At 74.5% G+C, this 21,676-nt stretch carries 20 protein-coding genes; 6 read left to right on the top strand and 14 right to left on the bottom strand.

Annotation, left to right across the window (positions count from 1 at the left end; genetic code table 11):
• Positions 1 to 9: 9 nt before the first annotated feature.
• Positions 10 to 621: a flavin reductase family protein gene (locus tag FB458_RS17120; protein WP_141849565.1), complete on the top strand. Its 612-nt coding sequence runs from the start codon at positions 10 to 12 to the stop codon at positions 619 to 621.
• A gap of 87 nt (positions 622 to 708) precedes the next feature.
• Here FB458_RS17120 and FB458_RS17115 read toward each other — a convergent pair whose 3' ends face one another.
• The 7 genes from FB458_RS17115 to FB458_RS17085 form a co-directional block, all read right to left on the bottom strand.
• Positions 709 to 4,617 carry a DUF11 domain-containing protein gene (locus tag FB458_RS17115; RefSeq protein WP_141849564.1) on the bottom strand — a complete coding sequence of 1,303 codons (3,909 nt, stop codon included), beginning with the start codon at positions 4,615 to 4,617 and terminating at the stop codon, positions 709 to 711.
• A gap of 162 nt (positions 4,618 to 4,779) precedes the next feature.
• Positions 4,780 to 5,700 carry a diacylglycerol kinase family protein gene (locus FB458_RS17110; protein ID WP_141849563.1) on the bottom strand — a complete coding sequence of 307 codons (921 nt, stop codon included), beginning with the start codon at positions 5,698 to 5,700 and terminating at the stop codon, positions 4,780 to 4,782.
• Positions 5,701 to 5,726: 26 nt separating this feature from the next.
• Positions 5,727 to 6,560, bottom strand: coding sequence for a twin-arginine translocase subunit TatC (gene tatC, locus FB458_RS17105; RefSeq protein WP_246061316.1), 834 nt, complete (start codon positions 6,558 to 6,560; stop codon positions 5,727 to 5,729).
• Between the two features lie 80 nt (positions 6,561 to 6,640).
• Complete coding sequence (tatA, locus tag FB458_RS17100; protein ID WP_141849562.1) at positions 6,641 to 7,033, bottom strand: Sec-independent protein translocase subunit TatA; 393 nt, start codon at positions 7,031 to 7,033, stop codon at positions 6,641 to 6,643.
• A gap of 33 nt (positions 7,034 to 7,066) precedes the next feature.
• Positions 7,067 to 7,387, bottom strand: a complete 321-nt coding sequence (locus tag FB458_RS17095; RefSeq protein ID WP_141849561.1) for a hypothetical protein — start codon at positions 7,385 to 7,387, stop codon at positions 7,067 to 7,069.
• Positions 7,388 to 7,398: 11 nt separating this feature from the next.
• Entirely contained in the window at positions 7,399 to 8,421 is a 1,023-nt protein-coding gene (locus FB458_RS17090; RefSeq protein ID WP_246061314.1) for a helix-turn-helix transcriptional regulator, read from the bottom strand.
• Positions 8,418 to 9,425 carry a helix-turn-helix transcriptional regulator gene (locus FB458_RS17085; protein ID WP_141849560.1) on the bottom strand — a complete coding sequence of 336 codons (1,008 nt, stop codon included), beginning with the start codon at positions 9,423 to 9,425 and terminating at the stop codon, positions 8,418 to 8,420. Before FB458_RS17085 ends, FB458_RS17090 begins: the two co-directional genes overlap by 4 nt.
• Before the next feature lie 31 nt (positions 9,426 to 9,456).
• On the opposite strand from FB458_RS17085, the gene FB458_RS17080 reads away from it, so the two are divergent.
• Positions 9,457 to 10,554, top strand: a complete 1,098-nt coding sequence (locus tag FB458_RS17080) for a DUF3866 family protein (RefSeq protein ID WP_425460854.1) — start codon at positions 9,457 to 9,459, stop codon at positions 10,552 to 10,554.
• Between the two features lie 96 nt (positions 10,555 to 10,650).
• On the opposite strand, the gene FB458_RS17075 is transcribed toward FB458_RS17080, so the two are convergent.
• The 3 genes from FB458_RS17075 to pafA all read right to left on the bottom strand — a co-directional run bounded on the left by FB458_RS17075 (position 10,651) and on the right by pafA (position 13,646).
• Complete coding sequence (locus FB458_RS17075) at positions 10,651 to 11,037, bottom strand: FKBP-type peptidyl-prolyl cis-trans isomerase (RefSeq protein ID WP_141849558.1); 387 nt, start codon at positions 11,035 to 11,037, stop codon at positions 10,651 to 10,653.
• A 68-nt stretch (positions 11,038 to 11,105) separates the two neighbouring features.
• Positions 11,106 to 12,167 (bottom strand): FKBP-type peptidyl-prolyl cis-trans isomerase, encoded by a 1,062-nt coding sequence (locus tag FB458_RS17070; RefSeq protein ID WP_170185720.1) that lies wholly within the window; start codon positions 12,165 to 12,167, stop codon positions 11,106 to 11,108.
• 117 nt (positions 12,168 to 12,284) lie between these two features.
• Positions 12,285 to 13,646: a Pup--protein ligase gene (gene pafA / locus FB458_RS17065; protein ID WP_141849556.1), complete on the bottom strand. Its 1,362-nt coding sequence runs from the start codon at positions 13,644 to 13,646 to the stop codon at positions 12,285 to 12,287.
• An 83-nt stretch (positions 13,647 to 13,729) separates the two neighbouring features.
• Here pafA and FB458_RS17060 point away from each other — a divergent pair, with 83 nt between their 5' ends.
• Both FB458_RS17060 and FB458_RS17055 read left to right on the top strand, forming a co-directional pair.
• Positions 13,730 to 14,764, top strand: coding sequence for a Rossmann-fold NAD(P)-binding domain-containing protein (locus FB458_RS17060; protein ID WP_141849555.1), 1,035 nt, complete (start codon positions 13,730 to 13,732; stop codon positions 14,762 to 14,764).
• A 185-nt stretch (positions 14,765 to 14,949) separates the two neighbouring features.
• Entirely contained in the window at positions 14,950 to 15,960 is a 1,011-nt protein-coding gene (locus FB458_RS17055) for a DivIVA domain-containing protein (RefSeq protein WP_141849554.1), read from the top strand.
• A 57-nt stretch (positions 15,961 to 16,017) separates the two neighbouring features.
• On the opposite strand, the gene prcA is transcribed toward FB458_RS17055, so the two are convergent.
• Genes prcA through dop form a run of 4 tightly spaced genes read right to left on the bottom strand, consistent with a single transcriptional unit; the run spans position 16,018 to position 19,531 of the window.
• Positions 16,018 to 16,929, bottom strand: a complete 912-nt coding sequence (prcA, locus tag FB458_RS17050) for a proteasome subunit alpha (RefSeq protein ID WP_141849553.1) — start codon at positions 16,927 to 16,929, stop codon at positions 16,018 to 16,020.
• Entirely contained in the window at positions 16,926 to 17,753 is an 828-nt protein-coding gene (prcB, locus tag FB458_RS17045; RefSeq protein ID WP_141849552.1) for a proteasome subunit beta, read from the bottom strand. The genes prcA and prcB overlap by 4 nt, the downstream gene beginning before the upstream one ends.
• A complete protein-coding gene (locus FB458_RS17040; protein WP_141849551.1) occupies positions 17,750 to 17,956 on the bottom strand; it encodes a ubiquitin-like protein Pup in 207 nt (68 codons plus the stop codon). The genes prcB and FB458_RS17040 overlap by 4 nt, the downstream gene beginning before the upstream one ends.
• Positions 17,957 to 18,004: 48 nt before the next feature.
• On the bottom strand, positions 18,005 to 19,531 hold the full coding sequence (gene dop / locus FB458_RS17035) for a depupylase/deamidase Dop (RefSeq protein ID WP_141849550.1): 1,527 nt from the start codon (positions 19,529 to 19,531) through the stop codon (positions 18,005 to 18,007).
• A gap of 51 nt (positions 19,532 to 19,582) precedes the next feature.
• Between dop and FB458_RS17030 the strand changes: the two genes are divergently transcribed.
• Both FB458_RS17030 and FB458_RS17025 read left to right on the top strand, forming a co-directional pair.
• Positions 19,583 to 20,599, top strand: coding sequence for an alpha/beta hydrolase (locus tag FB458_RS17030; protein ID WP_170185719.1), 1,017 nt, complete (start codon positions 19,583 to 19,585; stop codon positions 20,597 to 20,599).
• Between the two features lie 92 nt (positions 20,600 to 20,691).
• Positions 20,692 to 21,669, top strand: coding sequence for a ribose-phosphate diphosphokinase (locus tag FB458_RS17025; protein WP_141849548.1), 978 nt, complete (start codon positions 20,692 to 20,694; stop codon positions 21,667 to 21,669).
• Positions 21,670 to 21,676: the final 7 nt, after the last annotated feature.

Genomic DNA, 21,676 nt, shown 5'->3' with positions numbered 1-21,676 from the left:
ACTACGTCAGTGAGCAGCGTCCACTTCTACCGACCGTCGCAGGGCCACGGCCTGCCCCACGACCCGTTCAACGCCATCGTCGCGCCGCGCCCGATCGGGTGGATCTCGACCGTCGCGCCGGACGGCACCCGCAACCTCGCGCCGTACAGCTTCTTCAACGCCTTCGCCTACACGCCGCCGATCGTCGGCTTCTCCAGCACCGAGGAGAAGGACAGCGCGCGCAACGCGCGCGAGACCGGCGAGTTCACCTGGAGCCTCGTGACCCGGCCGCTGGCGGAGCGGATGAACGAGACGTCGACGACCGAGGGCGTCGACGAGTGGGAGCGGGCCGGGTTGCAGCCCGCGCCGTCCCGCGTCGTCGCGCCGCCGCGGGTCGCGGACTCGCCGGTCGGCTTCGAGTGCCGGGTCAGCCAGATCCTGCCCCTCACCGGCGCGGACGGGACGCCCAACGGGGCCGTCCTCACCCTCGGCGAGGTCGTCGGCGTGCACATCGACGAGGACTACCTGCAGGACGGGATCTACCAGACCGCCAAGGCGCAGCCGGTGATGCGGGCCGGCGGCCCGAGCGCCTACTACGGCATCAGCGAGGACCTGCGCTTCGACCTGCGCCGCCCGCGCTGACCCCGCGCCGCGACGACGCGGGGCCGCCCCCCGGGGAGGGGGCGGCCCCGCGCTGTGAGCCGGATGGTGCGGCGGTGGGTCAGCCGGTCACGGCTGGCCGAACCACGTGAGGGCGTTACCGACGAGCGTCGCCTTGTCGGCGGCGGTGCCGTAGGCCTCGACCGGGAAGGCGGCGAAGAAGACCTTGTACCCGCCGGTCGACACCGTCAGGGCGTCGGTGGCCCCGGTGTCGTCGGTGAAGGCCTTGGCCGCCGGGTCGATCGGGGTGACCTGGTCCTCGAAGTTCGCCCCGAGCACGGAGTGGTCGAGGACCACGGTGCCGGCGGCGCCGGAGACCGGGTTCCCCGGCACCCCGTGGACCGCGACGGTGGCCTTGTCGTTCTGGGTCTCCGACCCGTCCCAGGCCACGTGCAGGTAGTCGTGCACGAAGCTCGTCGTGCCCGCCGCCTGGTCGAGGATGTCCTGGCCCGAGAGGAAGAGCCGGCCGCCGCCGTCGAGCAGCGCCTTCAGCTCGGCCTCGTACGGCGACACGGGGCCGGGGTAGCTGTTCCCGGTCCACCAGACGACGTTCTCGTGCGCGAGCAGGTAGGACTGCGGCAGGTTCGCGTCGGCCGCGAGGTCCCAGTAGCCGTACGGCGTGCCACCCATGGCGGCCTTGTACAGCCCCGACGTGTCGGGGCTGTTGCCGTCACCGTCGACGAGCACGGTGTCGCTGCGGACCGCGATGGTCGTCAGCGACAGCCCCGCCCCGACGGCCCCGGACGCCCCGGCCGAGGTGACCGTGACGCTCTCGGTGTCGCGCTGGTCGTCGGTCGCCGTCGCCGGGACCGCCACCTTCACGCAGACGTGGGTGCTCGCCCCCGCCGCGATGGTCGGCGTCGCCGACAGCGGGGTCGTGCACGAGGCGTCGTACGCCGTGGTGGGCCAGGTGCCGGAGCCGCTGACGGTGTAGTCGTCGGACCGGTACCCGGTGTTGGTCACCGTGACGTGGTACGAAGCCGACGTGCCGACCCGGGCGCCGCCGGTCTGCGCGGTGGACGTCACCGCGACGTCGTACGGCGGCGCGATGGGCGTGGTGTGCGGGCTGCCGCTGGTGCGGACCCCGTCCCCGGTGCGCACGGTGACCCCGTCGTCGACGATGGCCTTGACCGACCGCGGCAGCGACGGGCTGACCTGCACCCGCAGGTGCACCTGCTTCTGCCCGCCGGCCGGGATGCGCAGACCGGACCACACGACCCCGCGCGCCGTGAGGCGCCCGCCCTGGTCGGCCGACCGGAACGTCGTGCCGGACGGGACCGGGTCGGTGATGGTGACGTCGGACGCCGGGCCGTTGCCGATGTTGCGCACCGTGATCGTGTAGTCGAGCGTGCTGGCCGGCCCGACGGGCACGCCCGCGTCGGCGGTGGAGACGACGAGCGCCGCCGACCGACCGCGGTTGGCCAGCGTGTAGGCGCCGCGGCCGTGGGTGCCGGCGAGCAGCACCCCGTTCGTGGCGTCGTAGTCCAGCTGCCAGACGGCGACCTGCGGCAGGCCGGAGCCGAGCCGCGAGTACGACGTCCCGCCGTTGGTCGAGACGAACGCGCCGACGTCGGTGCCGACGTAGATCACGCGGTTGTCCGACGGGTCGATCTGGATGGTGTCGACCGGGACGTCGGGCAGGTTCGCCGTGACGTCGCGGAAGGTCAGGCCGCCGTCGGTCGTGGCGAAGACGTGGCCGGTGCGCTTCGGCGTGGAGGCCGAGAAGCCGCCGTAGGCGAGGTAGGCGACCCGCCAGTTCGACCGGTCGACCGCGATGGCGTTGACCGGACGGTTCGGCAGGACGGCGCGGCCGACGCGCTGCCAGTGCGGCTGCGCCGCGGTCACCGCGTCGGGGCTGACCGAGACGACGGCGTCGTCCGTGCCGACCCACACCCCGTCGCCGCCGTCGGCGACGCCGACCGCGGAGATGAGGCAGCCGCGGGCGCCGTTGGGCGCCGCGCCGGTGCACCCCGTGGTGAGGTCACCGGAGACCGGCGACCACGTGACGTCGCCGCCGGACGGGGCCTCGGCGTTGTCGGTGCGGTAGAGCCGGTAGGTCCCGAGGAAGAGCTGGTTCGGGTTGGCGCGGTTCTGGGTCCACGGGACGTAGAACTCGGCCCGGTCCTTCGTGTCGATGCCGCCGTCGATCGTCTCGTTGCCGAAGATCGTGCCGACCTTGCTCGGGTCGAAGCGGTAGGGGCTGATGCCGAAGTACTCGCCGAAGACGTAGGCCGCGGCGCTCGGGTTGAGCGGGTTCGTCGTCGTCTGGTCGACGATGACGTTGCCGCCGTCACCGCTGGACTGGTCGAACCAGCGGCCGTTGAGCAGCGACTTGCGCATCGTGCCGTTGTCCTGCGTGCCGCCCCAGTACTGGCCGGGGACCTGCGGGACCGTCGCCACCGAGACGAACTGGCCGATGGCCAGACCCGTCGAGTGCAGGAGGGTTCCCGTGGCCGGGTCGACCGTGCCGTTGAGGTTCTCCCAGGTCGCCGTCGACAGCGGACCGCCGGTGTGCCGACCGCCCTTGTTGTGCGACTGCCAGACGCCGCCGTCGTTGCCGATGACGACGTGCGACGGGTCGTCGGCCTCGATGGCGATGGCGTGGTAGTCGGGGTGCAGGTCGTAGCCGAGGCTCAGCCAGGTCGCGCCGCCGTCGGTGGAGCGGTAGATGCCGCCCGACTGCGGCGAGTTGTTGTAGCCGTAGAGGCCCAGGGCGTAGACGACGTCGGGGTTGGTCGGGTCGGGCTGCAGCACGTTGTCGTAGAAGCACTGGGTGCCGCAGTAGCCGACGACGGAGTCCGGACCGGTCTGCGGGGAGCCGGTGGCGTCGGTCCACGACGTCCCCCCGACGCTCTTGAAGACGCGGGACGGGTGGTAGGTCCCGGCCTGGTCGTACCAGTCGAACCCGGTGTAGAGCGTCGGCTGCGCCTGGCCCTTCGGGTGCGAGATGCCGAGCGAGAACCGGGTGCCCCCCTGGAGGAACTGCCCGTCCGGCAGACCGCTCATCGCCGGCGCCCAGGTGCGGCCGCCGTCGGTCGACGCGTCGATCTCGTGGCCCCAGAACGACGCCCAGAGGTGCGAGGGCGCCTGGGGGTCCATGACGAGGTTGGTGGCGCCGGCGAACTCGTCGCGGGTGCCCTTGCGCAGCGTCCAGTTCTGGCCGCCGTCGCTGGACTCCCAGACGCCGTAGGGCTGGTCGGTCGGCGCCGTCGTGCGGTGCGATCCGGCGCGGCCGCGCAGCGTGGAGGCGTAGAGGTGCCGGGCGTTCGTCGGGTCGACCGTGATGGCCGAGACCGACTGGCCGGTGAAGAGGGTGGAGACGTGCCGCCAGGTCACGCCGCCGTCGGAGGAGCGCCAGATGCCGTCGCCGTAGTAGCTGTCGCCGGCGAGGTTGGCCTCCCCGGTGCCGAGGTAGACGGTGCGGTCGTCGCTCGGGGCGAGCGCGAGGGCGCCGACCGACTGGGTGCTGGCGTCGCGGGTGCGCGAGGTCCAGGTGCCGGCGGCGGCGTCGTACGTCCACACGCCGCCCTGGGCGGCACCGAGCAGGATGGTGCCGTCCTTGCGGATGGCGAGCGCGCTCACGCGGCCGGCCATCGCGGCGAAGGTGTTCGAGGTCCGCACCACCTGGACGATCGGGTCGGGACCGACCGAGGTCCAGGCGCCGCCGCGCGCGGCGCCGGCGGTCGTCGCGGTGGGCAGGGCGCCGGCCTTCGCCGTCGCGGCCTCGCGCAGCGCGGCGGCCTGGCCGAGGCTGAGCTTCTCGTCGCCGGCGAGCAGGTCGGTGTAGTAGTAGGCGTCCAGGAGCTTGGCGTTGCCCGCCTCGTCCGAGCCGTCCTCGCGCTCCCCCTTGGGGACCAGCAGGGTCGGCGCGTCGTCCTTCGGGGGGCCGGCCGCCGCGGTGGCGGCGGTGGTCAGGGTGGGACCGAACCCCACCAGCAGCGCCGCCGCGACCAGCGGCGCCGCAACACGTGTGCGCATGGTTCTCCGTCCGGGACCCGCGGTGGCCGGCGGATGTCGGGCGGGGCGCCGCGGGGCCCGAGGCGCATCGTCGTCCCGGGGTGGCGTGTTCCGGGAGGGCTGACGGCCGACTGTCAGCCATTTCCCAGGATGATTACCGCGAAACGGTGGAAAACGGCCGGGTCAGGGGCCGAGGAGGCTGAGCGCGCCGGGGACGACCTCGACGTCGAGGGGCAGCGGGGCGACCCGCTCGCCGTCGGCCTGGGCGACGATGCCGTCCGCCTCGAGCCGGACGTGGCGCCCGCGCAGGACCTGCACCGGGCGGCGGCGCACGTGGGTGCCCCGGAACACGGTCGGGAAGAGCCGCAGGAAGGCGGGCACCGACAGAGCGTGGACGACGCAGACGTCGAGCAGCCCGTCGTCGTACGACGCCCCGGGACAGATCCGCATCCCGCCGCCGAAGGCCGGCCCGTTGCCGACGGCGACGAGCATGGCGGCGGTCTCGAGGCGCCCGCCGTCCACGACGACGGCGTACGGGATGGGGCGGAAGCGGGGCAGCTCTCGGGCGATGGCCACCTCGTAGCGCCGCGGACCGCGCGGCCAGCGCAGCGCGGCCGCGCGCTCGGCGACGACGGAGTCGAAGCCCGCGCCGAGGACGCCGAGGAACCAGCGCTCGCCCGCCTCGTCCCCGCTCCCCCACCGGGCGCGGCCGAGGTCGACCCGGCGCGGCCGGCCGCAGGTGACGAGGGCGGCCGCCGCCTCGGGGTCGCGCCGCGGCAGCCCGAGCTCTCGGGCGTTGTCGTTGCCGGTGCCGGCGGCGACGAGGGCCAGCGCGACGTCGGTCCCGGCGCACAGGCCCGCGCCGAGGTGCGCCATCCCGTCGCCGCCGACGACGCACAGCACGTCGACGCGGCCCGCCGCGATCGCGTCGGCCGCGTGCGCGCGGGCCGCCGCGAGGTCGGTGCCCGACAGGTCGAGGACCTCGTGCCCGTCACGCCTCAGCCGGCGGTGCGCCCGGTCGCCGTACGACGCCCCGCGGCCCTTGCCCGCGGTCGGGTTGACGAGCAGCCCGACCCGGCGGGGTCGACCGTCCGCGCCGTTCACGCTCTCCCCGCTCTCTCGGGAGGGGGTCAGAGCGGCGAGGCCTGGTCGTCGGCCAGGTCCGCCCACTGCGCGGTGGGGCTGCGCTTGGCGCGGCGCCGGTCGAGCAGGAACCCGATGCCGACGGCGGCGAAGAACAGCGCGACCATCGGCCCGGCCAGGGCGAGCATCGTCCAGGCGTCCGGGGTCGGCGTCATGATCGCCGCGAAGAGGAAGATGAGGAAGACGGCCGGGCGCCACGCCTTGAGCAGGATCCGCGCAGGCAGGATGCCGGCGGCGTTGAGCCCGACGAGGAAGACGGGCAGCAGGAAGGCCAGGCCGAAGGCGAGGATGAAGCGCAGGACGAAGTCGAAGTACTCGTTGGCCGGCAGGATGTTGCTCGCCGTGTCGGGGGTGAAGGAGAGCAGCGCCTCGGCCGCGCGCGGCAGCGTGAGGTAGCCGCACACGCAGCCGACGAGGAACAGCGGGACCGCGGCACCGAGGAAGAAGATCGCGGTGCGCTTCTCCTTGCGGCTCAGCCCCGGGACGATGAAGGCCCAGATCTGGAACAGCCAGACGGGCGAGGCGATGATCAGCCCGGTGAAGAGACCGACGGTGATGAGCAGCGAGAACGACCCGGTGAGGTCCGGGAAGGTGATGGTGGCGATGGCCTGGCCGCGCTTGCCGGCGATCTCCTGGATCGGCTTCGTGACCGCCTTGAACAGGTCGTTGTACTTCCACCAGCCGACGATCGCGCCGGCGAGGATCGCCGCGATCGAGATCAGCGTGCGGCGGCGCAGCTCGCGCAGGTGGTCGCCGAGGGACATCCGCCCCTCGGGGTCGCGCTCCTTGCGCAGCCGTCGCCGGATCCCATCCCGGGCCATGGGTCAGCGCCCTTCGTCGTGCATGGTCGTCGAGGTCCCCTCGCGGTGGTGGACGGGCCGGCCGCGCCGCAGCGCGGCGCTCAGCGCGCCGTCGTGTCGTGCGGGGTCGGCGCGTCCGCGGGCTGCGGCGGGGCCTGGGCCTCGGGCGGCGTCGTGGCGGAGGGGGGCACGGAGGCGTCGTGCGGGGCGACGTACGGCTGGGCGGGCGGCGGGGTCTGCGCGGTGGGCGCGGTGGGCGCGGTGGGCGCGGTGGTTGCGGTGGGCGCGGCCTGGCCCGGGATGGTGTCGCTGGCCGCCGGGCTGGGGCGCGACTCCTTGCCCTCGTTCTTCATCTCCCCCATCTCCGACTTGAAGATGCGCATCGAGCGGCCCACGCTGCGGGCGGCGTCGGGCAGCTTCTTCCACCCGAAGAGGACGACGACGAGCACCAGGATGATGATGAGGTGGCTCGGCTGGAACAGGTCTCTCCACATGGCGCGGCTGGCCTTCCGGTCGGGATGGGTCGATCAGGAGTCTACGTGCCGGGCCCACGTCGGGAGCCCCCGACGACGCTGTTCCCGGCTCTCGCGTCGCAACGACTCGCGGGTGGTCCGGCGTTCCCGGGCGATGGTGGTCGGGTCGGCGAAGACCGCCAGCTCGAGCTGCTCGTTCGCCTCCCCGAGCCGGTCGACCTGCTCGCGCACGGCGCTGAGCCGCTCCTCGGCGTCCGCGAGCTCGGTGCCGAGCCGGCGCGCGCTCTTCCACGCGGTCCGCACCGTCCCCCACAGGTAGAGGGCGGAGACGGCCACGATCACGACCCAGACCAGGATCCAGACGAGGACTCGCATCGCGGCGCAGCCTACGGGGCCGGGTCGAGGGCGGCGTACGCGGCCAGCGCCTCGTCGGCGCCGGAGGCGACCGAGGCCCGCAGGTCGTCGGGGGCGAGGACGGTGACGTGCCCGCCCATCCGCCAGGCGAGGCGTCGTACCCACGAGGGGTCGCCGACCCGCAGGGTGACCCGGCGACGGCCCTCCCCCAGCTCGACGACCTCCTCGGTGGGGTAGTAGTCGGCGACCCACGCGCCGGAGCGGTCGACCTCGACGACGACCTCGAGGTCGTCGTCGTGCGGCGTGAACGCGGCGGCGCCGAGGTCGCGCGGGACGGCCTGGGGCGGCGGGGTGCCGTCGACGTCGAGGACGTCGAGGCGCTCGACCCGGTCGAGGCGGAAGAGGCGCACGTCCTCGGCGAGGTGGCACCAGCCCTCGAGGTACCACTTCGCGTCGATGCCGACGACCCGCATGGGGTCGACGTCGCGCTCGCTCACTTCGTCCCGACCGGGCACGAGGTAGCGCAGGTGGACGCGGCGGTGCCGGGCGAGCGCGTCGCGCGCCGCCGACAGGGTCGACTCGCGCGAGCCGTCGTCCATCGAGACCCGTAGCCGGCCGCTGGCCTCGCCGACGGCGCCGGTGGCCTCCTCAAGCTTGGCCAGGGCCCGGGCGACCGCGTCGTGCTCGGCGATACCGGGCGTCGTCTCGAGCGCGCGCAGGCCGACCATGAGGGTGAGCGCCTCGTCGACGGTGAGGCGCAGCGGCCGGGCCAGGTGGTCGGCGTTGCCGACGACGACGTGGCCGTCCTCCCAGGACGCCTCGATGAGGTCGTCGGGCATCCCGCCGGGCAGGCCGCAGAGGAACAGCAGCTCGAGGTCGGCGACCAGCTGCTCGTCGGTGACCCCCAGCTCGCGGGCGGCCACGCCGAGCTCGACGCCCTGGTGGGCCAGCAGCCACGGCACCATCGTCAGCAGGCGGGAGAGGCGCGCGGTCGCGGTCTCGGGTGGCGTACGGCGCGTCGGGCCGTCGGGGGTGGCGGGCGTCGGGGGGGTCACGACGCGCTCCCGGCGACGGTGTGCCGCGCCCGGGCGCCGGTGAGCCGCCGTACGACGTGCTCGCGCAGCTCGGGCGGGTCGAGGGCGAGGGCGTCGGGGCCGAAGCCGGCGACCTCGTCGGCGAGCCGGTCCAGGTCGCCGGCGGGGACGGTGAGCAGCGACCAGCCGGCGGCGTCGCCGTCGAGCTCCTCGCTCGCGCTCGCCCGGCGGCGCAGCGTGTGCCCGGCGCCGGAGCGGACCCGGACCGTCGCGCTCGTGGTGGGCGGCGGCTCGACCTGGGAGGTCGCGACCATCGACGACGGGTCGTGACCCGCGGGGACGTCGTACGCCCCGGGGCGGCCCTCGGCAACGACGGGCGAGTCGATCCGCCCGAGCCGGAAGACGCGGGCGTCGTCGCGGTCGAGGTCGAAGCCGGTGACGTACCACCGGCCGTGCCACTGGGCCAGGCCCCACGGCTGGAGGTGGCGGCGGGTGCTCTCGCCACCGGGCTTGCGGTAGCCGAAGGTGACCGCGCGGCGGGCGACGACGGCGCGGCGCAGCGGCTCGAAGGCCTCCTCCGTGGTCCGGACGACCGGCTCGATGCCGACGAGCGAGGTGTCGTCGAGCTCGACCCCGGACGAGCGCAGCTTGCGCAGCGCCTCGGCGGCAGGGCCGGCGAGGCTGGCCCGCTGCCACGCCCGGGCGGCCAGGCTGAGCGCCGCGAACTCGTCCGGCTCGAGGGAGATCTCGGGCAGGGCGTACTCGCGGCGGTCGATCCGGTAGCCGGTCTCGTCCTCGAAGACGGCGTCGACGACCTGCGTCTGCAGGGGGATGCCGAGGTCGCGCAGCTCGTCCTTGTCGCGCTCGAACATCCGGTCGAAGGACTCGACCGACGCGGTCTGGCGGTACTGCGGGACGGCGGAGCGGATCTGCGACTTGGTCAGCGGCCGGCGCGTGGACAGCAGCGCGATGACGAGGTTGAGCAGGCGCTCCGTCTTGGCCGAGGCGGACGTGGGGGCGCTCACGCCGCGACGCTACCCGACTACGCTCGCCGACGTGATCCGGCTGCGGCGTGGGCAGGTCGTGGCGGTGCGGGGCCGGCGGCCGGGCGCCGTCGAGCTCGACGTGCGCCTCGGTGACGGCACGGCCGTGCGCGCGCTGGCCTACCCCGACCTCACCGGCGAGCCGGTCGTCGGCGAGAGCGCCCTGCTCAACACGACGGCGCTGGAGCGCGGGCTCGGCACGGGTGGGCTCGCCCTCGTCGCCGCCCTGCCCGACCGCGACGACGACGCGCTGCCCGCCGGGCCGCGGGGCGCTCCGGGGCACGTGGTCAAGGCGCGCTACACGCCGCTGCAGACGATGGTGCTCGGCGTCGACGAGCAGGAGAGCCCGCACCACGCGGCGCTGGCGGACGCCGACGACCTCGGCGGGATGCCCGTCGTCGTCGCCGACCTGCACTCCGCGCTCCCGGCCGTCGTCGCGGGGCTGCGGCACGACCGCCCGGACGCGCGGGTCGCCTACGTCATGACCGACGGCGGGGCGCTGCCGGCGGCGTTCTCGTCGACCGTCGCGGGCCTGCGCGAGGCCGGGTGGCTGGCCGCGTGCCTCACCGTCGGCCAGGCGTGGGGCGGCGACCACGAGGCGGTCACCGTGCACTCGGCGCTGCTCGCGGCCCGGCTCGTCGTGGGCGCGGACGTCGCCGTGGTCGCGCAGGGCCCGGGCAACCTCGGGACCGGGACGCGCTGGGGGTTCTCCGGCGTCGTCGCCGGCGAGGCGGTCAACGCGGCCGGCACCCTCGGCGGGCGGCCGGTCGCGTCGCTGCGGGTCTCGCAGGCCGACGCCCGGGAGCGGCACCGCGGCGTGTCGCACCACAGCCGGACGGCGTACGGGCGGGTCGCGCTGCTGCCCGCCGACGTCCCGGTCCCCGTGCTCGACGGCGAGGTGGGCGCGCTCGTGCGGGCGCACGTGGACGAGCTCGTCGCGGGCTCCGCCGGTCGCCTCACGCCGTACGACGTCCCCGTGACCGACCTCGAGCCCGCGCTGCGCGCCTGCCCCGTCCCGTTGCGGACGATGGGCCGCGGCTACGACGACGACCCGGCGTCGTTCCTCGCCGCCGCCGCCGCGGGCAGGCACGCAGCGACGCCCCTGACGTAGCAGACGACTCCTTGCTCCGGATGTGCCGTTCCCCGACCGCGGGCGGCCGGATCCGGGCACCTCAGGAGCACGAAGTCGTCCGTCAGGCCGTAGGGCTCAGCGCACGTCGACGAGGTCGACGACGAAGATCAGCGTCTCACCGGGCTTGATGACGTTGCCGGCGCCGCGGTCGCCGTACGCCAGGTGCGCCGGGATGGTGAGCTTGCGGCGGCCGCCGACCTTCATGCCGAGCAGGCCCTGGTCCCAGCCCTGGATGACGCGGCCGGCGCCGACCGGGAAGTCGAGCGGGGCGCCGCGGTTCCACGAGGAGTCGAACTCCTCACCGGACGAGAACGCCCAGCCGACGTAGTGGGCGCTGACGGTCTTGCCGGCGGTGGCCTCGTCGCCGGTGCCGTCGATGAGGTCCTCGACGACGAGGTCGCTGGGCGCCTCGTCACCGGGGAAGTCGAGCTCGGGCTTGCTGCGGTCGTCGGGCAGGGGCACGGAGGGCTCCTTCTCGTTGCTGGTGGAGGTGGTGCTGGGTCCGGACGTGTGGGACGGGTTCTACCCGCTCAAGAGGCGTCGAGCACGTCGACGACGAACACGAGCGTCGAGTTGGCCGGGATGCTGCCCTGGGCCTGGGCGCCGTAGCCCTGCGCCGGCGGGACGACGAGCAGGACGCGCGAGCCGACCTTCTTGCCGACCAGCCCGGTGTCCCAGCCCTTGATGACCTGGCCCTGCCCGACGGGGAAGCTGAAGGGCGAGCCCTTGGTCCACGAGGAGTCGAACACCTTGCCGTCGGCCCAGGTCGCACCGGTGTACTGCACCGTGAGGTTCTGGCCGGCCTTCACCGTCGCACCGGTGCCCTCCACGAGCAGCTGGCTGACGAGCGTGGTCGGGGCGGCCGTCTTCGGGACGGTGATGGTCGGGCCCTTCCCGGACGCGAACGTCACCGTCGGCAGCCCGGCGACGGGCGCGACGGCCGTCCCCTTCGCCTCGGTCAGCGGGGTGCCGACCGCGACGACGTCGGCGACGAGCAGCAGCGTCTCGTTGGCGGCGATGCCGGCCTGGCTGTTGCCCGTCGCGCCGAACGCGTCGGCCGCGGAGATGCCCGCGAGGATGCGCGAGCCGGCCTGCACGCCGTCGAGGGCGATCCGCAGGCCGGGGATGGTGTTGTTGTCCGCGAGCGTGAAGGACTGCGCCGGCTTGCCGTACGTCGAGTCGAGCTCCTTGCCGCTCGAGCCCAGGTAGAGCGCCTCGGTGATCGTCACCTTGCTCTTGGCGTCGCTCTTGGCGCCGGTCCCGGGCTTGAGCACCTTGACCGCCGTCTGCGACACGCGCAGCGGCTTGGTCGTCAGCGCCACGGTCGGGGCCTTGCCGCTGCCGTTGTCGGTGACCTTGACCGAGTCGAGCAGGGCGAGGTCGGCCGCCTTGTTGGCCGGCGCGTGGACGCCCTGGTCCGCGGCGGTCGAGGCCCCGTCCGACGGGGTGGCTGACGAGGTCGCGCCGCCACTCGCCTGCGAGGTGGTGCTCGAGCTCGTCGACCCGCAGGCGGCGAGCGCGAGCGTCGCGACCAGGGCGGCGGCGCCGAGACCGGCGGCGCGGCGGCGGGGGGACGTCAGGGGGTGGGGCACGAGGAAGCCTTCACGATCGGGGGCAGGGCCGTCGACCACGGTAACCCGGCCCGCTGTGCCGCCCGACCAGGTGGCCCGGCGCGACGCCGTACGGGGCCCCGCCGGCCCCACCACCGATCACATGCTCTCGACGAGCCTCGTCACCCGCGGGTCGCTCGAGGCGAAGGGGTCCTTGCACAGCACGGTCCGCTGGGCCTGGTCGTTGAGCTTGAGGTGCACCCAGTCGACGGTGAAGTCGCGCCGGTGCGCCTGCGCAGCCCGGATGAAGTCGCCGCGCAGCTTGGCCCGGGTCGTCTGCGGCGGTCGGACCTTGCCCTCGAAGATCTCCAGGTCGGTGCACACCCGCGCGGCCATCCCCCGCCGCTGGAGCAGGTAGAACAGCCCGCGGCGGCGGTTGACGTCGTGGTAGGCCAGGTCGAGCTGGAGCACCCGCGGGTCGGACAGCTCGAGGCCGTGGCGGGCGACGTACGCGTCGATGAGCTTCTTCTTGATGACCCAGTCGATCTCGGTGTCGACCATCGAGAGGTTCCCGGTCTCGATCGCCGTGAGGGTGCGACCCCACAGGTCGAGGACCTGCTTCTGCACGGGCGCCGTCAGCCCCTCCCGCTCGACGAACCCCATCGCCCGCTCGTAGTACTCCTGCTGGATCTGCAGGGCGGACAGGTCGCGGCCGTTGGCCAGCCGGACCGTACGACGCCCCGTCGTGTCGTGGCTGATCTCGCGGATCGCCCGGATCGGGTTCTCCAGGGCCATGTCGCGCAGCACGACGCCGGCCTCGATCATCCGCAGGACGAGGTCCGCCGAGCCGACCTTGAGCAGCGTCGTCGTCTCGGACATGTTCGAGTCGCCGACGATGACGTGCAGCCGGCGGTACTTCTCGGCGTCGGCGTGCGGCTCGTCGCGGGTGTTGATGATCGGGCGGCTGCGGGTCGTCGCCGAGGAGACGCCCTCCCAGATGTGGTCGGCGCGCTGGCTCACGCAGTACTTCGCGCCGGTGCTGCCGGTGACGACCTTGCCCGCACCGCAGGTGATCTGCCGCGAGACGAGGAACGGGATGAGGATGTCGGAGATCTTCTGGAACTCCCCCGCCCGGCCGACGAGGTAGTTCTCGTGGCAGCCGTAGGAGTTGCCGGCCGAGTCGGTGTTGTTCTTGAAGACGTAGATCTCGCCCTGGATGCCCTCCTCGGCCAGCCGCAGCTGCGCGTCCTCGACGAGGCCCTCGACGATGCGCTCACCGGCCTTGTCGTGGATGACGACCTCGCGCAGGTCGTCGCACTCGGGCGTCGCGTACTCCGGGTGCGAGCCGACGTCGAGGTAGAGCCGCGAGCCGTTGCCGAGGAAGACGTTGCTCGACCGACCCCAGGAGACGACCTTGCGGAAGAGGTAGCGGGCGACCTCGTCGGGCGTCAGCCGGCGCTGTCCCTCGAACGTGCACGTGACGCCGTACTCGTTCTCGATCCCGACGATGCGGCGCTCCATCACCACACTCTAGGTCGCCGCGTCCGCTCGCGCCGGGCCCCGCGCCGCCGGCGGGCGGCCGCGCCTGTGCCACGGTGGTCGGCATGAGCGCTCGCGTCCTCGTCCTCGGCGGCACGGCGTGGCTCGGTGGCGCCGTCGCCCGCCACGCCCTCGCCGCCGGCCACGCCGTCGACTGCCTGGCCCGCGGGGTCAGCGGCCGCGTCCCCGAGGGGGCCCGCCTGGTCGTCGGCGACCGCTCCACCGAGGGGGCGTACGACGCCCTGGGCGCGGGGACCGACCCGGCCGGCGACCGGTACGACCTCGTCGTCGACGTCTCGCGGCAGCCGGGCGAGGTCCGCGGCGCGCTCGACGCCCTCGCCGACCGGGCGGCGCGGTGGGTCTTCGTCTCCTCGGGCTCGGTCTACGCCGACCACTCGGTCCTCGGCGGCGGGCTCGGCGGGACCCCGCTGCCGCTGCTGCCGCCGCTCGAGGGCGACACGGGCGGGCCCGAGCAGTACGGCGAGGCCAAGGTGGCGTGCGAGGACGCCGTACGGGCGCGGCGGGGGGACGACGCGCTCGTCGCCCGCAGCGGGCTGATCGCCGGGTACGGCGACCCGAGCGACCGGTTCGGCTACTGGGTGGGCCGGTGCGCCCTGGCGGGGCAGGACGGCCGGCCGCTGCTCGTGCCCGCCTCGCTGGGCCAGGGCGCCCAGGTGCTCGACGTCCTCGACCTCGCCGCGTGGCTCGTCGACGCCGGGCTGGCCGGGACGACCGGGACGGTCGACGCCTACGGCCCGCGGCGCACCCTGGGCGAGGTCGTCGACGTGGCGGCCGCCGTCGCGGGCTTCGACGGTGAGCGGGTCGTCGTCGACGACGACGCGCTGCGCGGGGCCGGCGTCGATGAGTTCATGGGGCCGCGCTCGCTCGCGCTGTGGCTCGCCGACCCGGCCTGGCTCGGGTTCGCCGCGCACGAGGACGTCTCCGCACGCCGGGCGGGGCTCGTCGCCCGGCCGCTGGAGGGGACCACGACGGCGGCGCTGGCGTGGGAGCGTGAGCAGGGCCTGCACCGGACCGGCCGCCGCGCCGGGCTCGACCGCGCCGACGAGCTCGCCCTCGTCGAGCGGCTCGCCCCCCGCTGACGTCCTCGCGTCCGCACCGTCGAGGCACCGGTGCCCCCGCGCTGCGGACGCTGGGGTGGGTCGGGGCGCGCGGGTAGCCTCTCCGCGAGGGCCCTCCCTGTGCCGTCCCCACAGGCCGCCCCGCCCCCTCCCCCCGAGCCCCCGAGCACCCGAGGCGCGACCGACCGCGCAGAAACGGCTTGACGATGACCGACAGGACACCCGCGTTCCGCTCCGTGATGCGCGGCTACGACCCGGCCCAGGTCGAGGCGCACCTCGACGAGCTCGGCGAGGAGCTCGACGCGGCCCGGCGCGAGGCCGGCGACCGGACGGCCGAGCTGAGCCGCACCCAGAGCGCCTACGCCGACCTCGGCGCGCGCCTGGAGCAGGCCCGCCGGCAGGTGGCGGCTCTGGAGGAGGCCCAGCGCGCGGCCGCCGCACCCACGTACGCCGACCTCGGGGAGCGGATCGGGCAGATCCTCACCCTCGCCGACGAGGAGGCCGCCGACCTGCGCGGCCGCGCCCAGGCGCAGGCGACGGCGCAGGCCGCCGAGGCCGACCGGTACGCCGCGCAGGTCCGCGCCGAGGCCGAGACGCAGGCCGCCCGGACCCTCGAGGACGCGCAGCGCCGCGCCGAGGGCGTGCGCGACGAGGCCGAGCGGTCCGCTCTCGCCCGCCGCGAGGAGTCCGAGGCGCTCGCCGAGAGCCAACGGGCGACGATGGCCGCGGCCGCCGCCGACTTCAAGACGACCCTGGGGACCCGGCGGCGGAAGGCGGCCGAGGAGTTCGCCGCCGAGCTCGCCGCGCACCAGCAGGGGCTCGCCCAGGTCGAGGAGCGGGCCTCCGCGCTGGCCCAGCAGTCCGAGGCCGCCCACGCCGACGCCCGCAGCGCCGCCCAGGCCGCGCTCGACCGCGCCCGTGTCGAGGCCGAGCAGGTCGTCGCGGCGGCGCGCGAGCAGGCCGCCCGCGTCCGCGCCGAGTCCGAGCGCGAGCTGGCCGCCGCGACCGCCCGCCGCGACAGCATCAACGCCCAGCTGGCCAACGTGCGGCAGATGCTCGCCACCCTGGGCGGGGCCGCGCTCTCCCCGGAGCCCGGCGCCGAGCCGGCGCCGGACCAGGCCGCCGCCGAGCAGCAGGCCGCCGAGCAGCAGGCCCAGGAGCAGGTCGACGAGCAGCAGGACGACGAGCAGCAGGACGAGCCGGCCCGCAGCCGCTGACGGACCGACGACGAGGCCCCCGCCGCTCGGCGGGGGCGTCGTCGTGGGCGGCGTCGGTCAGCCGGCGGGGGTGTCGTCCCCCGGCTCGGGGCGGCGCAGCTCGTCCTCGCGGCCCTGCGGGTTCCCCGGCCGGGCGGAGCCCGGCGTGCTCGGGTCGCCGTCGTCGGGCTCGGCGCCGGCGGCGGACCCCGCGTGGGGCGCCACCGGGCGGTCGCCGGTGAGCAGGTCGTGGTGCCCGGGCGGGCCGTCGGTCTGCGGGGCGTCGTGGACCGGGCTCGCGGAGTCGAGCAGGTCGGCGAGCAGCTGCCCGCCGATCCGGCGGAAGGTCCGCCGCGGCCGCTGCCGGTCGAGGACCGCCACCTCGAGCTGACGCGGCTCGAGCTCGCGCGACGGGCCGCCGGCCGGGTCGAGCGCCAGCGCCTCGACGGCCAGCGACAGCCCCTCCCCCAGGCTGAGCCCGGGGCGCCACCGCGACTGGAGCAGCTCCTCGGCCTGCCCGATGGTGCCGCCCATGACGACGTACCCGTGCTGGTCGGCGACCGAGCCGTCGTAGGTGAGCCGGTAGATCTGGTCGTGCTCCTCGTCCTCGCCGACCTCGGCGACGACGAGCTCGATCTCGTAGGGCTTCGGCTCCTGGGTGAAGACGGTGCCGAGGGTCTGCGCGTAGGCGTTGGCCAGCCCGCGCGCCGACACGTCGGAGCGGTCGTAGGAGTACCCGCGCAGGTCGGCGTAGCGGATGCCGGCGACCCGCAGGTTCTCGAACTCGTAGTACATCCCGACCGCGGCGAAGGCGATCCGGTCGTAGATCTCGGAGATCTTCCGCAGCGACTGCGGGTTCTCCGCGACGAAGGCGATGCCCTTGTCGTAGCCGAGGACGACGACGGACCGGCCACGGGCGATGCCCTTGCGCGCGTAGTCCGCCTTGTCCTTCATCAGCTGCTCGGGCGAGACGTAGAACGGCATGCTCATCGCGCACCTCCCGGGTTGCCCTGACGACCGGCGACGACCTGCTCGACCACCTGCGCGAGGACGTCGTCGCCGAGGAACCGCGCGCCGGCCTCGTCGACGACGGCGAGGGTCGGCCAGATCCGCCGGCCGAGGTCGGGGCCGCCGGTCGCGGAGTCGTCGTCGGCGGCGTCGTACAGCGCCTCGACGGCGTTGCGGACGGCCGTCGCCTCGTCCTGCCCCGGCCGCCACAGCTTCTTCAGCGAGCCACGCGCGAAGATCGACCCCGACCCGACGCTGTGGTGGTCGTGCTCGCGGTAGCAGCCGCCGGTGACGTCGTACGAGTAGATCCGCCCGGCGCCCTCGTCGAGGTCGTAGCCCGCGAAGAGCGGCACCACGGCCAGGCCCTGCATGGCCATCCCGAGGTTGGCCCGGATCATCGAGGCGAGGCGGTTGGCCTTGCCCTCGACGGACATCAGCGTGCCCTCGATCTTCTCGTAGTGCTCGAGCTCGACCTGGTAGAGCTTGACCAGCTCGACGGCCAGCCCCGCGGTGCCGGCGATCCCGACCACGGCGTACTCGTCGGCGGCGAAGACCTTCTCCATGTCGCGGTTGGCGATGAGGTTGCCCATCGTCGCGCGGCGGTCACCGGCCAGCAGCACCCCGCCGGCGTACTCCACGGCGACGATCGTCGTGCCGTGCGGCGCGTCGATGCTCGCCCCCACGGGCAGCGAGCGGCCGCCCGGCAGCAGCTGCGGCGACACCCGGCCGACGAACTCGGTGAAGGACGACGACCCGGGGGTGGTGAAGGCGCCCGGCAGGCGCCCGGAGGCGAACGGGTCGGTCACTGGCCGCCCTTCTGGACGAAGCCGCGGACGAACTCCTCGGCGTTGCTCTCCAGCACGCCGTCGATCTCGTCGAGCATGCTGTCGATGTCGTCGTCGAGCGCCTCCTTGCGGGCGCTCGCCTCCGGCGACGCGGGAGTGGGCTCCGGGGCGTCGGCGGGCTCGTCGTCGCGGCGCTGCGGCCGGCTCTGCTCCTGGCTGGGCATGGCGCCCTCCCTCTCTCGTGCGTGCTGGTGGGCCCTGCTCCCTCGACCCTAACCGGCGGCGGCGTCCAGCTCACGAAGGAGCGTGACGACGTCCGGGGAGCGGTCCATGATCTCGCCCACGTGCGCCTGCGTGCCGCGCAGCGGCTCGAGCATCGGCACCCGCTGCAGGGCGTGCCGACCGGGGACGTCGAAGATCACCGAGTCCCACGAGGCCGCGGCGATCTGCGGCGCGAACTTCTCCAGGCACTTGCCGCGGAACCAGGCCCGGGTGTCGGTCGGCGGCTGCGTCACGGCGTCGGCGACGAGGGGGTCCTCGACGAGGCGGGTGATCCGTCCGCGCTCGCGCAGCCGGTGGAAGAGCCCCTTCTCGGGGCGGACGTCGCTCCACTGGATGTCGATGGCCCGCAGCCGGGGGTCGCCCCAGGACAGGCCGTCGCGCTCGCGGTACCCCTCGAGCAGCGACAGCTTGGCCACCCAGTCCAGGTCGGCGGCGCACTCCATCGGGTCGCGCTCGAGCCGGGTCAGCACCGACTCCCACAGGCCCATGACCTCGGCGGTGTCGGGGTCGTCGGCCGCGGTGTGCCCGCGCTGCTCGAGGTACGACGCCGCCGCGTGGAAGTACTCCCACAGCAGCTGGACGGCGGTGAGCGTGCGCCCGTCGCGCAGCGTCGCCGTCGTCCGCAGCGTCGGGTCGTGCGAGATGGCGTGCAGCGTGGCGACCGGCTTGTCGAGGGTGAGGTCGCGCCCGACCGCACCGTCCTCGACCATCGCCAGGACGAGCGAGGTCGTGCCGAGCTTGAGCAGGTTGGCGACGTCGCCGTGGTTGGCGTCGCCGATGATGACGTGCAGCCGCCGGTAGAGGTCGGCGACGGCGTGCGGCTCGTCGCGGGTGTTGATGATCGGCCGCTTGAGCGTGGTCTCCAGCCCGACCTCGACCTCGAAGAAGTCGGCCCGCTGGCTCAGCTGGTACCCCGCCGTGCGCGAGTCCTGGCCGATGCCGACCCGGCCCGAGCCGCACATCGCCTGCCGCGCGACGAAGAACGGGATGAGGTGGCGCACGACCTCGGCGAACGGGGTCTCGCGCCGCATGAGGTAGTTCTCGTGGGTCCCGTACGACGCGCCCTTGCCGTCGGTGTTGTTCTTGTAGAGGTTGACCCCCGGCTCCCCCGGGGAGGCGGCGAGGCGTCGTACGGACTCGAGCATGACCAGCTCGCCGGCGCGGTCCCAGCGCACGGCGTCGCGCGGGGTCGTGACCTCGGGCGAGGAGTACTCCGGGTGCGCGTGGTCGACGTAGAGCCGGGCGCCGTTGGTGAGGACGACGTTGGCCAGGGTCGGGTCCTCGACGTCGGTCAGCTGGCTGGGGTCGGCGACCCCGCGCCCCATCTCGAACCCGCGCGCGTCGCGCAGCGGCGCCTCGTCGGCGTAGTCCCACGCCGCGCGCCCCGACCGGACGCCGTGCGTGCTGGCGTAGGCGTTGACCACGTGCCCGGACAGCACCATCGGGTTGGCCCCCGGGTCCCCGGGCACGGAGATGCCGTACTCCGTCTCGACCCCCATCACCCGACGCACCGTCATGCTCGTCACCCTATGCGCGCCCTCCGACAGCGGGCGGGGCAGGATGGCGCCGTGGCCCGCTCGCGCTCCTCGCGCTACCCGATGCCCCTGTCCACCCGGCTGCTCACCGGCCTGCTGGACCGCACCGGCGGCCTCGACGTCGGCGCGATGAGCCAGGAGGAGATCGTCGCCCAGCGCCGGCGCGTCCCGCCGGCGGTGCCGCCCGTCACCTGGGTGACCGGCGCCGTCCCGCGCGGCGTCCGGCTCGGCTGGGCCACCGCCCGGGCCCGCGACGGCCACCCGCTGTCGGTGCGCACCTACGCGCCGGCGGACGCCCGCGGCCCGGTGCCCGTGCTCGTCTACCTGCACGGCGGCGGCTGGGTCCTCGGCAACGTGCGGGGGTACGACGCCCTGTGCGCCCACCTCGCCGCGCAGGTCGGCGCCCTCGTGCTCAACGTCGACTACCGGATGGCCCCGGAGCACAAGGCACCGCGGGCGGCGCAGGACAGCGTCGACGCGCTGCGCTGGGCCGCGGAGGCCGCCGGGTCGCTCGGCGGCGACCCCGACCGGCTCGCCGTCGGGGGCGACTCGGCCGGCGGCAACCTCTCCGCGGTCGCCTGCCAGGTCCTGCGCGACGAGGGCGGCCCCACGATCGCGCTCCAGGCGCTGCTCTACCCGGGCGTCGACGCCCGCCAGACCTTCCCCTCGGTGCGCGAGAAGGCCGACGCGCCCGTCCTCACCACGCGGCAGATCGACGCCTTCCTCGCCGCCTACGTCGACGACAGCGGGCTGACCCGCGACGACCCGCTCGTGTCGCCCTATTACGCCGACCTGGCCGGCCTGCCGCCCGCGCTGGTCCAGACCGCCGAGCACGACCCGCTGCGCGACGAGGGCGAGGCGTACGGCGCGGCCCTGGCCGCCGCGGGGGTGCCCGTCCGCACGACGCGGTACGTCGGCGTGCCCCACGGCTTCCACAGCTTCCCCGGGGCCACCCGGGTCGGCGCCCAGGCCCGCGCCGAGCTCGTCACCGAGCTGCGGCGGGCGCTGCACCCGACTCAGCAGCCGACTCAGCAGCCGGCGGGCCCCTGACCCCTCCGTACGGCTGGCCGGGCGGCTAGGGTGGCGCGCGGGACCGGCGCCCCACCCCGCGGTCCCGACGCCACCCGACGAGAGGTGCCTGCGTGAACGACGTCGTCGTCTTCTCCGGCCACGCCCACCCCGCCCTCGCGGACCGGATCTGCGAGCACCTCGGGGTACGCCGCTCCCCCGTCGACATCAAGCGGTTCAGCAACGACTGCCTCCAGGTGCAGCTGCTGGAGAACTGCCGGCAGCAGGACGTCTACCTCGTCCAGCCGCTCGTGCCGCCGACGCAGGAGCACCTCATGGAGCTGCTGCTGATGATCGACGCGGCCCGCGGGGCGTCGGCCTCGCAGATCACGGTCGTCATGCCGCACTACGCCTACGCGCGCTCGGACAAGAAGGACGCGCCGCGGATCTCGATCGGCGGCCGCCTCGTCGCCGACATGCTCGTCACCGCCGGCGCGGACCGGGTGCTGACGATGGCGCTGCACGCCCCGCAGGTGCACGGGTTCTTCTCCGTCCCGGTCGACCACCTCACGGCCATCGGGGTGCTCGCCGACCACTACCGCGACGAGGACCTCACCGACACGGTCGTCGTCTCCCCCGACCTCGGCAACGCCAAGACGGCCACCCAGTTCGCGCGGCTGCTCGGCCTGCCCGTCGCCGCCGGCAACAAGCAGCGGCTCGGCGACGACCGGGTCGTCATCGACTCGATCGTCGGTGACGTCGCCGGCCGCCGGGCCATCGTCCTCGACGACGAGATCGCCACCGGAGGCTCGATCGTCGAGCTGCTCGAGCGGCTCAAGGACCAGGGCTGCACCGAGGCGTCGGTGGCCTGCACCCACGGCCTGTTCGCCGGGCGCGCCGTCGAGCGGCTGCGCGACCACCCGATGATCAGCGAGGTCGTCACGACCGACACGGTCCCGCCGCCGGCGGACTGGCCCGAGCTGCGGATCCGCTCGGTGGACCGGCTCTTCGCCGAGGCCATCTCGCGGATCCACCACGGCCGCTCGGTGTCGTCGCTCTTCGAGGGCGTCGACCCGACCCACGCACCGCCCCAGCCGCGCCTGCCGTTCTGAGCGGTCG

It is taken from the genome of Lapillicoccus jejuensis (assembly GCF_006715055.1).
In the GTDB taxonomy this organism is placed as follows: domain Bacteria; phylum Actinomycetota; class Actinomycetes; order Actinomycetales; family Dermatophilaceae; genus Lapillicoccus; species Lapillicoccus jejuensis.
This window is presented reverse-complemented; position numbering and strand designations above follow the sequence as displayed.

Bases quoted from the DNA above. Each gene is read 5' to 3' on its own strand.
- prcA (WP_141849553.1), bottom strand. From the start codon at position 16,929: ATGAGCATGCCGTTCTACGTCTCGCCCGAGCAGCTGATGAAGGACAAG.
- FB458_RS17060 (WP_141849555.1), top strand. From the start codon at position 13,730: ATGAGCGCTCGCGTCCTCGTCCTCGGCGGCACGGCGTGGCTCGGTGGC.
- FB458_RS17055 (WP_141849554.1), top strand. From the start codon at position 14,950: ATGACCGACAGGACACCCGCGTTCCGCTCCGTGATGCGCGGCTACGAC.
- FB458_RS17095 (WP_141849561.1), bottom strand. From the start codon at position 7,387: ATGCGAGTCCTCGTCTGGATCCTGGTCTGGGTCGTGATCGTGGCCGTC.
- tatA (WP_141849562.1), bottom strand. From the start codon at position 7,033: ATGTGGAGAGACCTGTTCCAGCCGAGCCACCTCATCATCATCCTGGTG.
- dop (WP_141849550.1), bottom strand. From the start codon at position 19,531: ATGACGGTGCGTCGGGTGATGGGGGTCGAGACGGAGTACGGCATCTCC.
- FB458_RS17115 (WP_141849564.1), bottom strand. From the start codon at position 4,617: ATGCGCACACGTGTTGCGGCGCCGCTGGTCGCGGCGGCGCTGCTGGTG.
- pafA (WP_141849556.1), bottom strand. From the start codon at position 13,646: ATGGAGCGCCGCATCGTCGGGATCGAGAACGAGTACGGCGTCACGTGC.
- FB458_RS17040 (WP_141849551.1), bottom strand. From the start codon at position 17,956: ATGCCCAGCCAGGAGCAGAGCCGGCCGCAGCGCCGCGACGACGAGCCC.
- tatC (WP_246061316.1), bottom strand. From the start codon at position 6,560: ATGGCCCGGGATGGGATCCGGCGACGGCTGCGCAAGGAGCGCGACCCC.